The 13,523-nt window shown below is 38.5% G+C and carries 10 protein-coding genes; 9 read left to right on the forward strand and 1 reads right to left on the reverse strand.

What is annotated here, in order from left to right; translation table 11 throughout:
* Positions 1-232: 232 nt before the first annotated feature.
* The 9 genes from recQ to ACLHDF_RS18785 all read left to right on the forward strand — a co-directional run bounded on the left by recQ (position 233) and on the right by ACLHDF_RS18785 (position 12,298).
* On the forward strand, positions 233-2,368 hold the full coding sequence (recQ, locus tag ACLHDF_RS18745; protein ID WP_413920201.1) for a DNA helicase RecQ: 2,136 nt from the start codon (positions 233-235) through the stop codon (positions 2,366-2,368).
* Positions 2,369-2,480: 112 nt separating this feature from the next.
* Positions 2,481-3,857: a sigma-54 interaction domain-containing protein gene (locus ACLHDF_RS18750; protein WP_413920202.1), complete on the forward strand. Its 1,377-nt coding sequence runs from the start codon at positions 2,481-2,483 to the stop codon at positions 3,855-3,857.
* Between the two features lie 218 nt (positions 3,858-4,075).
* A complete protein-coding gene (gene speB, locus ACLHDF_RS18755) occupies positions 4,076-5,059 on the forward strand; it encodes an agmatinase (RefSeq protein ID WP_413920203.1) in 984 nt (327 codons plus the stop codon).
* An 82-nt stretch (positions 5,060-5,141) separates the two neighbouring features.
* Positions 5,142-6,590: an aldehyde dehydrogenase family protein gene (locus tag ACLHDF_RS18760; RefSeq protein ID WP_413920204.1), complete on the forward strand. Its 1,449-nt coding sequence runs from the start codon at positions 5,142-5,144 to the stop codon at positions 6,588-6,590.
* Between the two features lie 20 nt (positions 6,591-6,610).
* Positions 6,611-7,972 (forward strand): purine-cytosine permease family protein, encoded by a 1,362-nt coding sequence (locus ACLHDF_RS18765; RefSeq protein WP_413920205.1) that lies wholly within the window; start codon positions 6,611-6,613, stop codon positions 7,970-7,972.
* Positions 7,973-8,043: 71 nt separating this feature from the next.
* Complete coding sequence (locus ACLHDF_RS18770) at positions 8,044-8,169, forward strand: hypothetical protein (protein WP_413920206.1); 126 nt, start codon at positions 8,044-8,046, stop codon at positions 8,167-8,169.
* A gap of 57 nt (positions 8,170-8,226) precedes the next feature.
* Complete coding sequence (locus tag ACLHDF_RS18775; RefSeq protein WP_413920207.1) at positions 8,227-10,839, forward strand: helicase-related protein; 2,613 nt, start codon at positions 8,227-8,229, stop codon at positions 10,837-10,839.
* A 62-nt stretch (positions 10,840-10,901) separates the two neighbouring features.
* On the forward strand, positions 10,902-11,093 hold the full coding sequence (locus tag ACLHDF_RS18780; protein WP_413920208.1) for a hypothetical protein: 192 nt from the start codon (positions 10,902-10,904) through the stop codon (positions 11,091-11,093).
* 281 nt (positions 11,094-11,374) lie between these two features.
* A complete protein-coding gene (locus ACLHDF_RS18785; RefSeq protein ID WP_413920209.1) occupies positions 11,375-12,298 on the forward strand; it encodes a 1,4-dihydroxy-2-naphthoate polyprenyltransferase in 924 nt (307 codons plus the stop codon).
* Between the two features lie 41 nt (positions 12,299-12,339).
* Here ACLHDF_RS18785 and ACLHDF_RS18790 read toward each other — a convergent pair whose 3' ends face one another.
* Positions 12,340-13,515, reverse strand: a complete 1,176-nt coding sequence (locus ACLHDF_RS18790; protein ID WP_413920210.1) for an alanyl-tRNA editing protein — start codon at positions 13,513-13,515, stop codon at positions 12,340-12,342.
* Positions 13,516-13,523: the final 8 nt, after the last annotated feature.

Genomic DNA, 13,523 nt, shown 5'->3' on the forward strand with positions numbered 1-13,523 from the left:
AGGGAGCCCTTACATGTATATAGGGTGTTTGTAATAGGAAAAAGGGTTATAAATTGAGGACCCTTCGCTTACTATTTTTGATATTCGAGTACAGTTATCTTGCAATATTCTTAAATCAACGAATTCTGTGCAACTTCCTCTAAGATTTGATAAAATAAAACCCTACGTCTCAATTCCTTCTATTGGATTCCTCAACTACTATTTCTACTTATTTTTAAAGGAGGACGCTATTTTGCAATTTGAACAAGCATTAACACATTTACAGTCCTATTTTGGCTATGATTCATTTCGAAAAGGGCAGGAAGAGTCGATTCGTTATGTTTTAGAAGGGCACAATACCGCTTGTATTATGCCAACGGGAGGGGGGAAATCGCTTTGTTATCAGATTCCTTCATTATTATTAGAAGGAACAACATTGGTTATTTCTCCTTTAATATCATTGATGAAAGACCAAGTGGACACCTTAAACGCAGTCGGTATTCCAGCCACATATATTAACAGCTCGCTGACGCACACGGAGGTACAGCAGCGCTTAGAAGAAGTAGCACTTGGCGAATATAAGTTACTTTATGTAGCGCCGGAACGACTGGAGTCTCCACAATTTTCAGAGCAGCTTCAAATGCTTCCTATCCCGCTTGTAGCGGTAGATGAAGCGCACTGTATTTCACAGTGGGGGCATGACTTTAGACCAAGTTATTTGCGCATCAGTGAACTAATTAGCAAGCTGTCTAACGCTCCGATTGTGATGGGGCTGACGGCTACGGCGACGCCTCAAGTACGTGAAGATATTTGCCGAGCTCTTCATATTGATGAAGAGTATACGGTGATGACTGGGTTTGAACGTGAAAATTTATCGTTCGCTGTTATAAAAGGTCAGGATCGAATCAGTTACATCGATCAATATATTCGTAAAAATGACCAAGAAGCAGGCATCATTTATGCCGCTACGCGTAAAGATGTTGAAGAACTTCATGCTAGGTTGCAAAAGTCAGGAATTAACGTATCAAAATACCATGCTGGTATGAGCACAAACAGCCGTGATGAAGAGCAGAACCGCTTTCTTCAAGATGATGTTCAAGTGATGGTCGCTACTTCTGCTTTTGGAATGGGGATTGATAAATCAAATATTCGATTTGTTCTTCATTATCAGCTTCCAAAAAATATGGAAAGTTATTATCAAGAAGCAGGACGTGCTGGTCGTGACGGACTTCCAAGTGAGTGTATTGTGCTTTATTCTCCTCAAGATATCCGCGTGCAGCGCTTTTTGATTGAACAGTCAACCTCGAATCCTAAAAAGCAGATTCAAGACCTTGAAAAGCTGCAAAATATGGTGAACTACTGTCATACAGAAGGCTGCTTGCAAGCATATATTCTTCATTATTTTGGAGAAAACGAAGCGCATGAGTGCGGTCGCTGCAGCAACTGTACGGATGAGCGCGTGGAAATAGACGTAACGGTCGATACGCAAAAAGTATTGTCTTGTATGATTCGAATGGGCGAACGTTTCGGTAAAATGATGATTGCTCAAGTATTAACGGGTTCTCGAAATAAAAAAGTAGTTGATTTTGGTTTTGATAAACTGAAAACATACGGCGTCATGAGCGATCGGTCGGCTAAAGAAGTGAGCGATTTTATTGAGTATTTGATTTCAGAACAGTTTATTTTAGTAGGACAAGGTTCATTTCCTACCTTATCAGTAGCCGCTAAAGGAAAAGGTGTTCTTCTTGGCGCGGAAAAAGTGATGAGAAAAGAACAAATGGAGGTGAAGCAAATCGTCCAAGATGATGAGCTGTTTGCTCATTTGCGTTCCGTTCGAAAGCAGTTAGCAGACGAAGCAGGCGTGCCTCCTTTTGTCATTTTCTCAGACGACACTCTTCATGATATGTGTGCAAAACTTCCGGTGACGCTTGAGCAGTTCGCCACTGTAAAAGGAGTCGGAGAGCAAAAACAAGAGCGGTACGGAGAACGATTCATATCCGAAATCAAACAGTTTTGTGAAGAACACCCAGATCGAAAGCGAGAAGTGTCAGCTCCTGCTCCGAAAAAAGCAAGAGCTTCATCTAAAGAAGGATCTCATTTGGTATCGTATGAGCTATTTCAGCAAGGGAAATCATTAGATGAAATTGCCGCAGAACGTGAATTGAGCCGCATTACAATTGAAAACCATTTGTTTAAATGCGCAGAAGAAGAAAAAGAAATCGACTGGTCACCTTTTCTTTCTGGTGAAGAAGAACAGCTTATTTTACAAGCTGCTTCGTCAGTAGGTCATGAAAAGTTAAAGCCAATAAAAGAAGAGTTACCTGAAAATATCACTTATTTTATGATTAAAATAGCGTTATTTAAACAAAAAATGAAACAGCTATCTTAAACAAAAAGCTCCTATTAAAGGAGCTTTTTGTGTTGAGTAAGCAGGTTTACTGATAAAATAAAAGATATAAATGTTAGAAAAATCAAATTTAAAAAAGGAGGACTGAATAGAGATGATTGAACGAGAGCTTGAAGCTATTTTGCATGCTTCTCACGATAATATTGTTATCACCGATGAAAAAGGACTTGTTTTACGAGCAAGTCAAAACTGCCGTGATATATATGGGCGTGACGTGTCAGAGTTGGTCGGACAAAGCGTCTACGACTTGCAAAAACGCGGGATATTTTCACCTTCCGTTACGATTGAAGTGTTAAAGAAAAAGAAAGAAATACAGCTAATGCAAAAAACAGAAACGGGAAAAGTTGTAATGGCAACCGGTATTCCCGTTTACGATGAAAATCATTGCATGAAAAGAGTAATTAGCTTTTCACATGATTTAACAGAGCTTCAGCGCTTAAAAGAAGATTATCAGCAGCTCGAAGTTAAAATGAAAACATATCAGCTAGAAATGGAAGGGCTTCGTGAACAGCAGTCGAATGAGATGATCATACGAAGTCAAGCTATGAAAAAGGTATGGTCCATTATTAATCGCGTTGCAGACAGTGATGCAACAGTTGTTTTATTAGGTGAATCGGGTGTTGGTAAAACGGCTTTTGCTCGTGCTTTACATTATGGAAGTGAACGAAAAGAAGAGCCGTTTATTGAAATCAACTGCGGGGCCATTCCATCTAGTTTGTTTGAATCTGAAATGTTTGGCTACGAAGCAGGATCTTTTACAGGTGCAAGTACAAAAGGAAAGATAGGAAAGTTTGAATTAGCTCATAACGGCACGCTTTTTTTAGATGAAATAGGAGAACTGCCTCTTGATATGCAAGTGAAGCTGTTAAAGGTGCTGCAAGAAAAAACAGTGACCAAAATTGGCAGTGAACGTGCCAAACACGTAAACTTCAGGCTGATTGTAGCAACAAATCAGCCGCTTGAGAAAATGGTCAGAAAAGGAACGTTTCGCGAAGATTTATTTTATCGTTTACACGTTATTCCAATTATAGTTCCTCCACTTCGTGAGCGAAAAGAAGACATCACGGCACTGCTTTATCATGTGTTACATAAACAAAATAAAAAATATAACATGAAGAAATTTTTTCATACAGAAGCATTAAATCAATTGGTTGAATATCAATGGCCCGGAAATGTACGCGAGCTTGAAAATACGATTGAACGCCTTGTGTTAACAACGGATGAAAACAGCATTTCTCCTCAAGACCTGCCTTTTTATTCAGAAAATATCAAAAATGAGAAAGAAGAATGGGAGTCTCTTGACACGTTAACCTCTCAGGGAATGACGCTTCAGCAAGCACTTGCAGAAGTGGAGAAAAATTGGCTGATTCGCGCTTATCGCCAGTGTCAAACAACGTATGAAATGGCAAATGCATTAGGGATTAGCCAGCCTACGGTTGTAAGGCGTTTACGAAAGTACAATATTAAATAATGAGATTTTAATTCAAAATGAATTAATTGATTCAATTATGAATCAATTTTCTTATTTTGATTCTATTATGAATTAAAAACAGTACATAATTGCACGAAATAGGGCGATGAAAATTGGCATGCATTTTGCATTAATAACAAGTATCTAAACAAAAAGCGTCAGATATTTAAAAGGAGAATATGGCGCTAATGAATGAAACCCATTAGGAGGAATAAATCATGCCAAAATATCAGCCGAAAAATTCATTTGAATCTCCGCGTTTTTGCGGACCTCGAACATTTATGAGACTTCCGTATGTAGAACAAGTAAATTCTGAGATGGATTTTATTGTGACGGGTATTCCATTTGATTCAGGACAATCTTTTCGAACAGGAGCACGTTTTGGTCCGGAAGCTATTCGAGATTTCTCCATTTTGCTTCGTCCGTATAACCCAGAACAAAAGATTAATATTTTTGATTACATTTCAGGCGTGGACTACGGTGATTTGGCAGTGGTTCCTGGGTACATTTTAGAAACATATAAAAAAATTGAAGAAGGGCTAACGCCGGTTGTGAATGAAGGAATTATTCCTATTTCACTAGGCGGTGATCATTCGATGACGCTCGGTGAACTTCGTGCCATCGCGAAAAAGCACGGACCGGTAGCGCTTTTACAGTTTGATGCTCATTCTGATACGTGGGATAGTTATTTTGAACAAAAATATAATCACGGCACGGTATTCAGACGAGCAATTGAAGAAGGGTTAATCGATGTGTCGCGTTCCATTCAAATCGGTATGCGAGGCGGTCTATATGGCATTGAAGATTTAGAAGATGCAAAGAAATTAGGCTTAGCTCTGTATACGACAAATGAATACAAAAAACTGGGCGTTGAAAGAATGCTAGATATTATTCATGAGCGTGTAGGTAAAGGGCCTGTGTTTCTGTCTTTTGACATTGACTTTTTAGATCCAGTTTACGCACCGGGAACAGGAACACCTGAAGTATCAGGTGCAAGTATTGAGGATGCACTTCAATTCGTTCGAGGATTAACAAATATTGATTTTGTCGGCTTTGATTTAGTAGAAGTACTGCCTGCTTATGACCATGGCCAAATTACAGCAGCGGCGGCAGCTAATATTGTCTATGAATTTATCACGCTTATTGCGTTAAGAAAAAAAGCAAAAGAAGAAGAAGCGCTGTTAATGAAAGCACACGACTGAATATAAACAAGACGGTAAAAGTGGGAAGGTAATATTATCTTCCCACTTTTATATAAGAGCTCTCTATAAGGAGTGTTTTACTATGAAAGGGCAAGCAAATGTAAAAATAGATAAGAAACAAGGAAAAACATTTAAAAGAGAAATTATCAACCCAGCGACCAATCAGGTAATAGCAGAAGTTTTTGATTCGTCGCTTCAACAAGTAGAAGAAGCAGTAGATAAAGCAAAACGAGCTTTTGAGCACAGTGAATGGAAGAAAAATAAATCATTGCGTATCCGGGTGCTTACGAAACTCGCAAACTTATTAGAAAAAGAAGCGAGTATATTTGCCGAAACAGAAACGTTAAATACAGGCAAACCGATAAGAGAAGCGCAGTTGGATACCGAAGATACGATTAATTGTTTAAGATATTACGCAAATTTAATAGAAGAAAATCAGCCGTGGACAAAGGACATGTTCGACGATACAAACAGTAAAATCATTCAAGAACCTATTGGGATATGCGCGCTAATCGTTCCTTGGAATTTTCCTTTGCTGCTTGGCATGTGGAAGCTGGCTCCTGCATTAGCAGCCGGAAATACGGTGGTGTTTAAGCCGTCAGAATTAACGCCACTTTCTTTTTTAAAGTTAGCTTCATTATGTAAAAAAGCTGGTATACCAGAAGGGGTGTTTAATTTACTTACAGGAGACAGTGAAGTGGGAAGTGCGCTTGTTGAACATAAAGGCGTAGCCAAAGTCTCTTTTACAGGAGGATCAGAAACAGGCAAACGTATTTACCAGCAGTGCGCAAAAGAGATGAAAAGAGTTTCGCTTGAACTGGGAGGGAAATCTCCGCTTCTTATTTTTGAAGACAGTGAAATTGATATTGCAGTAGACTGGACAACGTTTGGCTCGTTTTTTAACCAAGGGCAAGTGTGTGTAGCTTCGTCGCGTATACTCGTACATCAATCTATTTATAAGCCGTTTCTTTCTGCTCTTACAGAGGCCGTTGCTGCTATAAAAATTGGTAATCCCTTAAAGGAAGAAACGGAGATGGGTCCGGTTATTAGCAAGGAGCATCTGAATAAAATACGGAATTTTATCAAGCTAGGTCAAGAAGAAGGCGCGAATTTATTAACAGGAGGAACGTTAATCGACTGCGAAGGTGGAAACTATATAACGCCGGCTGTGCTCGTTGATGTGAAGCAGCATATGAAAGTCGTACAAGAAGAAATATTCGGTCCAGTCATTACGGTTCAATCTTTTTCAAGTGAAGAAGAAGCTATAGCACTTGCCAATGGCACTAGATTTGGTTTAGCAGCAGGAATTTTAACGAATGATGTAGCGAAAGCAGAGCGAGTGGCTGAACATCTTCAAGCGGGAACGGTTTGGATCAACGGCTATCATACACCTCATATTGAGACTGCGTGGGGTGGTTTCAAAGAAAGCGGTATTGGCCGAGAGTTAGGCCCATCCGGCTTAGCTGCTTTTACCGAAACAAAACATGTGAATACAAATGCCAAGTTAGCTCGAGCCAATTGGTATCAATAAAAGTGAAAGGTGGAAAAGGGATGACAACAAAAAGTGGCCTTGCCCATGATAATGTGCAGCCGATTGCAGCAGATAAAAGAAGTATGGGCTTCTTCTCTACATTTTCGATGTGGATAGGAGCTAACGTGGTAGTAACGACCGTTTTTACGGGAATGCTGTTTGTACCCGATATGACATTTTTAAAGGCATTATTTATTATTGTGCTTGGCTCTTTAGTTGGTGCCATACCACTCGTGCTAATGGGGAATATCGGAACTCGAACCGGTCTTCCAACTATGGTTTTGATGAGACCTGCCTTTGGACAAAGAGGAGCTATGCTTCCTGCTGCTGTTAATCTTATTACATTAATAGGCTGGGCTTGGATTCAAGCCTACATGGCTGGGCTAAGTTTAAATCATGCCATTACCTTTTTGACCGGTTACAGCAACGTCAATCTATTTACAATCCTTACTCAAGTGTTGGTAGTAGCTATTTCTATATACGGACATAAAGGCATTGAAGCAACGGAAAAATTAGTAGCTACGCTTATGGTCATTTTAGCAACCGTTGTATTTAGCTATTTGTTTATCGAATTTGATGCAGCAAAATTAATTCAAATGAAAGCAAGCGAAAATCCTGGCATTACAGGAATGTTAGCTTTTGATATTGTAGTAGCTACAGCTTTTACGTGGATTCCCATTGTTTGTGATTATAACCGAAACTGTAAATCTGAAAAAACGGGAATTGCGGGAACTTATTTAGGGTATAACGTCGCGACTTTAATTGCGATGGGGTTAGGCGCAACGGTTTCCGGTTTTTCGATTCTCGGAAATATGACGCAAACGTATGACCCAGTAAATTTAATTGGAGCATATAGCCCGCTGTTAGGATTAGTAGCAGCCATCGTGATTTTTTTATCGGTACTGTCCACGAACGTAATGGTATTGTATAGCGCGACGATGTCTTATTTGTCTATTTTTCCAAAGCAGCGGTTCTGGATACCGGCCCTAACGATGGGAGTTGTCACAGTCCTGGGCTCTTTATTAAAAGAGTGGTTAATGACAAATTTTCAAAGCTTCTTGCTTATGATTGGCGTATTATTTATTCCCATTATTGCGATTGTTCTTGTTGATTATTATCTCATTCGCCGAAAGCACTACGATGTTTCGGCCATTTTAGAAAAACAAAATAAAATGTACTGGTATACAAAAGGATTTAACCTTCATGTGTATGTGTCTTACATAGTGGGTGCTGTATTTGCCTACTATTTCACCTATGTTTACCCGATAGCCACAGGTGCAACGATTGCAGCTTTTTTATTTACAGGTGTTTTACATGTATTGTTAACCAAACTTTCGCAGCTCTCGATCTCTTATTCAAAGGGAGCCGACAGAAATGCTTGATATGCGCTTGAAATAGATCGAATTATCTGAAAACAATATCATCAAAAGGCTCCTATTTATAGGAGCTTTTTGTGTTGATAAAGGAGGGTTTTACTATAACAAGACAAGCAGATGTAGAAATAAATGAAAAAGAAGTAAAAGCAGAGAGAAGAAAGGTTCTTAATCCAGCGATCCATAAAGTAATTACATGCATTTGATTCTGTCAGGGTTCTTTCCTATAATAAATGTAGGAAAACTTTCCAAAGGAGAATTTTATGCTCGAATTAAAGGCTATTCAAAGCAGGGCCATAGAAAAAACTAAGCATACATTACTACAGGATATAAAGAGCGTACTAGGTGAACAAGCTGAATGTCCGGATTTAGAGACTTATTTAACAGATAGGCACTCTTTTATTAAAAAAGCCTGGGGGGCTACGTGGGGAAAGTTAGTTGTTTCTTCTGTATCTAAGAAAAACAGAAAGTTGTATTTAACAGAGAGAGGCTTTGAGATAAAAGGGTATAAACCTCAAGCTATAGATAAGTTATTTGCTAAAGAAACTAGAAAAGGTATAGAGTTTGATGCTTTTTCTTGGTTAGAAAAGCAATATGGAAATGGCAATAGAGCTGACTGGCTATCACTATACGAACAGGCAAGAGCGGAATTTGCTAAAAAAGAAGAAGAAAGAAAAGAAAAAGAAAGGCAGCAAAGTATTAACGATAGAAAAGCCAGATACCAATTACGGTTAAATTTAGAATCAGCTCCTATTTTGGAATCAAATAAAGAGCTGTATTACCTACATATAAGAGAACAGTTTTCATATCAACTGTCAAAAGACATTAAAACAAACTCAAAGTATATTGAAAACTATGCGCCGCATACTGAGCTTGAAGATGAATTAATAGCAAACGGTGATTTAACACGCTATGATTATGAAACGGTTAATGACTTTTTTCAAGAACTTACCGGTAACGTAAGCTCAGAATTAGACAGATATTCAACGATTATATTGTTTGAAACATATGAAGATGTATACGAGGTATTTATTACAGATAAGATTTATGAAATCATTCCAAATATGATTATGAATGACCTTCCTATTCCATTTAAAGAAGAATATAAATCCTATACAAATGCTTCGGTAACACGGATGGATATTATAAAAGCACTTAGAAGCGATTTATCTGATTTGGTCTATGAATATAAAAAAATGCTCGTAGAAGAAAAGCTATCGGATGTACTAGAAGTTTCAGATCACGATTTAACAATGGAAGAACATAAAGAGCGATATAAACAGCAGCTGGAAGAAAGACGATTACTACAAGAACGTGAGCTTGAAGAAAAGAAAAAGATTATTGAGGAAGAACAAAGACAATTAAATTATATTTTTGGTGCAGAATACGAGATGGACCCAAGAAAAGAAACGGAATACATCCTTCATCTCGGTGATACAAACACAGGAAAAACGTATACCGCATTAAAGTCATTAAAAAAAGCTGCTTCCGGTAATTATTTAGCACCACTTCGCCTGCTAGCTTTAGAAGTTTTTGAAAAGCTAAACAGAGACGGAGTTGCTTGTTCGCTAAAAACAGGTGAAGAAGAAAAGATGGTTGAAGGCGCTCAGCATACGGCCGGTACCGTAGAGATGTTTAGCGAATTAGAACATGGCGATGTAACAGTAATTGATGAAGCACAGATGATTCAAGACAGAGACCGAGGGTTTTCATGGTATAAAGCCATTACCCGAGCCAATGCCAAACAAGTTCATGTGATCGGGAGTTTAAGCATTCGAAGTATGTTAGAAGAGATGCTAGACGGTGTTATCTCAGAAATTCATGAATACGAAAGAGATATACCTTTAAAAGTAGATCTGCGAAAATTTAAAATTGAACAAGTGAAACCCGCAGATGCTTTAATTGTTTTCTCACGTAAAAAAGTACTGCAGACAGCGGCTAAGCTAGAAAAAGATGGTCATAAAGTTAGCGTGATCTACGGAAGTATGCCGCCTGAAACGAGAAGAAAACAAATTGAGCAGTTCATCAATAGAGAAACAAATGTCATTGTGTCTACGGATGCAATTGGAATGGGATTAAATCTTCCAATTAGACGAATTGTCCTTTTAGAAAACATGAAATTTGACGGGCAAAAGAGGAGATTATTGACTTCTCAAGAGCTAAAGCAGATTGCAGGTCGTGCTGGAAGGAAGGGTCTCTATAATGTGGGAGAAGTTGCATTCGCTAAAGATGCAAAGCAAATGAGAGAACTGTTATTTTCAACAGATGAGCAAATCAGTAAATTTTCAATTGCTCCTACTTCAGATATGCTCAAAAGATTTAAAGAATACCATCATGACCTCGGAACGTTCTTTGACATGTGGGCTAAATTTAAAAATCCAAAAGGTACACAAAAATCAAATTTGGCACAAGAACGGGAGCTTTATGATGAAGTGAAAGACACGCTAGTTGAGGCGAAAATGCCAATTGTTGATTTATATGGTTACTTGCAGCTGCCGTTTTCAGCAAAAGAAAGCCTTTTGAAAAAACAGTGGGTTGCTAGCATGAATGCGATTGTTAACAGGGAAGAATTACCTGAACCAAGGATGGTAGAGAGTTCATTAGAAAACTTAGAGCTGTCTTATAAGGCTATTGGTCTGCATCTTTTATTTTTATATCGAATGGATAGAAGACCAGAAGCTATTTACTGGGAGCGTGTCCGAGAAGAACTTACAAACAAAATACATGATGTATTAAAGAAAGATATGAAAAAATTTAAAAGAACGTGCAGTGCGTGTTCAAAAGAACTTCCTTGGAATCATGAGCATGCTATATGCGATTCGTGTTTTCATAAAAGATTTCGCAGAAGATATGGAGACGACTACGATTTTAATTAATAAGGTGTAGTGATAAAAAGAGGCTGGGACAAACGTATTTTAGTTGAAGGAAGATCCGAACGATGAATCGTTCGGATTTTTTCATGGTGATGGTGAACGTAGGTTTCATGTATGTAGTTGCTTCTAGCTGTGGATTGGAGGACAAGGTGAAGACTCCTGCGGAAAGCGAAATCTTGCACGGAAATCGACAGCGATGTACCAAGCAGTCCAGCTCATGTATCCCATTTGATCGTCTTTCGATTGGATTGATGTAGTTATGTCTCAATCTTATTTTTTGTATAAGCTTTTAATCTTTTTGCTATTAAATTTCTGCATGAAAGCAGATTTTTGTAGAAAAAAGTCGGAAATGTATAAGCGGTCATCTTGTAAAAAGAGCAATAAATTATTATGATATAAGGTGGAACTTATATTTTAAAGGGTTCCGTGATTTTTTGTTGGGCGGACGTGTATTGTATTAGAGTAAGTTTGCTATCATTCATTATGTTAAAAGCAGCACTTTTAAATAGAGATACAGTTCGTAATAGAAGGGAAGAGGATGATGACAAGTCATAACAGAGAAAACAAAGCTGCAGTCGGGCAGTACAGTAAAGGGAAGATTTTGTGGCAATTAACGCGTCCTCATACACTAACAGCATCGTTTGTACCGGTTTTAATTGGAACAGTTCTAGCCATGTTTTATGGCCATGTGAACGTTTGGATGTTTCTTGCGATGCTTTTTTCATGTTTGTGGATTCAAATTGCGACGAACTTATTTAACGAGTACTATGATTTTAAACGTGGATTAGACACAGAAGACTCCGTAGGAATCGGAGGAGCCATCGTCAGACACGGAATGAAACCGAAAACGGTGTTAAATTTAGCGCTGATTTCTTATGGAATTGCTCTTATTTTAGGCGTATATATATGTGCAAACAGCAGCTGGTGGCTTGCTTTAGTTGGATTAGTAGGTATGGCGATTGGTTATTTGTATACAGGTGGACCGCTTCCGATTGCGTATACACCGTTTGGAGAATTATTCTCAGGTCTGTGTATGGGCGCCATGTTCGTGTTGATTTCATTTTTTATTCAAACAAATACCGTAACGTCTGAAAGTATTTTTGTATCACTTCCGATTGCGATTTTAGTAGGCGCGATTAATTTGTCTAACAACATTCGTGATATAGAAGAAGACACAAAAGGTGGACGACGTACGCTAGCTATTTTATTAGGTTCTAAAAACGCGATTAGGTTTTTAGCTGCTTTGTTTGGCATTGCGTATATTTGGACCGTTGCATTAGTGCTATTCTTCGATATTAGCCCTTGGATTTTCTTAGTGTTTCTTAGTGCACCTAAGCCAATTCAAGCCGTACAAGCATTTGTACGTGGAGAGCTTATTGCGATGAAAGCAACAGCGCAAACAAATACGTTTTTTGGATTTACCTTATCAATTGGTTTATTAATTGGTTATTTAGTAAGCTGATTGGGTGGAAAAAGCCTGTCTCTTTGGAGACAGGCTTTTTACTATGCTTGAGTTACTTTTTCTTTTACTGCGCTAATAAATGCGTTCATATTTTCTGGAGATGAAAAGCTGGCTTGAGCTTGTTTTGGTCCGCCGCCGCCTTTTCCATCGTAAAGCGGAAGCAGCTCTTTATAAAGCTCTCCGCATTTTACCTCACTGCCGCTGTGAGCAAGTAAGACTTTTTGATCACCTGAAAAAGAAAAAAGAAGCGTCGTATCAGGTGCTTGAAGCAGCTGTTTTGTCAAAGCCTGCACATCTTTTAATGTGCGATTTTCAAAGTGACGGAACAGGAATGATCCTTCTTTCTTTGCTTCTAATTCACTGGCTAAATAAGCCGCATTTTCATTCTTTAATTCTTCTAGTTGTTTTTGCAGTTCTTTTTGTTCAGTCTCCAATTTTTTAATTCTTTCTATAACTAATTCACGGCTTGTGCTGAATTTATTGCTAAGTTCTGCTACGATTTCTTGAGACTGCTGATAATCAGCTAATGCGCGCATACCGCATTTGAAAAAGAGGCGTGTATTGCCGCGCTGCTTTTCTGTTTTCGTAAGTTTAATGATGCCAAGTTCTCCAATTTGGTTCACATGTGTACCGCAGCAGGCAGAAACATCGATGCCTTCAATTTCCACGATGCGTACAATTTCGTCTTCTAGCTCGGGCACTTTGCGAAGCGCAAGAGTATGTAAGTCTTCCTTTTTCACTTCGTAAGTTTTAATGTGACGATTGCTGTAAATAGCATCATTTACAATTTTTTCAATGTGTAATAGCTGCTCAAGGGATAATTGAGGTACATTCAGGTCAATAGAGACAGCTTCGCTTCCTAAATGAAAGCTAACGGTGTGAATATCATATGTATCGATTAACAGAGCTGAAAGTAAGTGCTGTCCGCTATGCTGCTGCATATGATCAAAGCGGCGAGTCCAGTCGATTTCACACATTACGTTCGTTTGTGCAGGGAGTGTATCGACGATATGATATACTTCTCCATTTTCTTCATAAACATCTTTTACGTCAATTCCAGCAATATTACCATAGTCAGAAGGCTGTCCGCCACCTTCAGGATAAAAAGCCGTTTTCTTTAGGGTTAATGCATAGCCATTTGAAAGAGGGCGCGTCTCTATCACTTCTGTTTCCCATGTGCTTAGATAGGGATCGCTATAATAAAGTCTTTCTGTCATGTTCATCA

Source organism: Priestia megaterium (assembly GCF_046599315.1).
In the GTDB taxonomy this organism is placed as follows: domain Bacteria; phylum Bacillota; class Bacilli; order Bacillales; family Bacillaceae_H; genus Priestia; species Priestia megaterium_F.

Excerpts from the sequence above, each read along its gene's own strand:
- ACLHDF_RS18750 (WP_413920202.1), top strand. The coding sequence starts at position 2,481 with ATGATTGAACGAGAGCTTGAAGCTATTTTGCATGCTTCTCACGATAAT.
- speB (WP_413920203.1), top strand. The coding sequence starts at position 4,076 with ATGCCAAAATATCAGCCGAAAAATTCATTTGAATCTCCGCGTTTTTGC.
- ACLHDF_RS18760 (WP_413920204.1), top strand. The coding sequence starts at position 5,142 with ATGAAAGGGCAAGCAAATGTAAAAATAGATAAGAAACAAGGAAAAACA.
- ACLHDF_RS18765 (WP_413920205.1), top strand. The coding sequence starts at position 6,611 with ATGACAACAAAAAGTGGCCTTGCCCATGATAATGTGCAGCCGATTGCA.
- ACLHDF_RS18775 (WP_413920207.1), top strand. The coding sequence starts at position 8,227 with ATGCTCGAATTAAAGGCTATTCAAAGCAGGGCCATAGAAAAAACTAAG.
- ACLHDF_RS18780 (WP_413920208.1), top strand. The coding sequence starts at position 10,902 with ATGAATCGTTCGGATTTTTTCATGGTGATGGTGAACGTAGGTTTCATG.
- ACLHDF_RS18785 (WP_413920209.1), top strand. The coding sequence starts at position 11,375 with ATGATGACAAGTCATAACAGAGAAAACAAAGCTGCAGTCGGGCAGTAC.
- ACLHDF_RS18790 (WP_413920210.1), bottom strand. The coding sequence starts at position 13,515 with ATGACAGAAAGACTTTATTATAGCGATCCCTATCTAAGCACATGGGAA.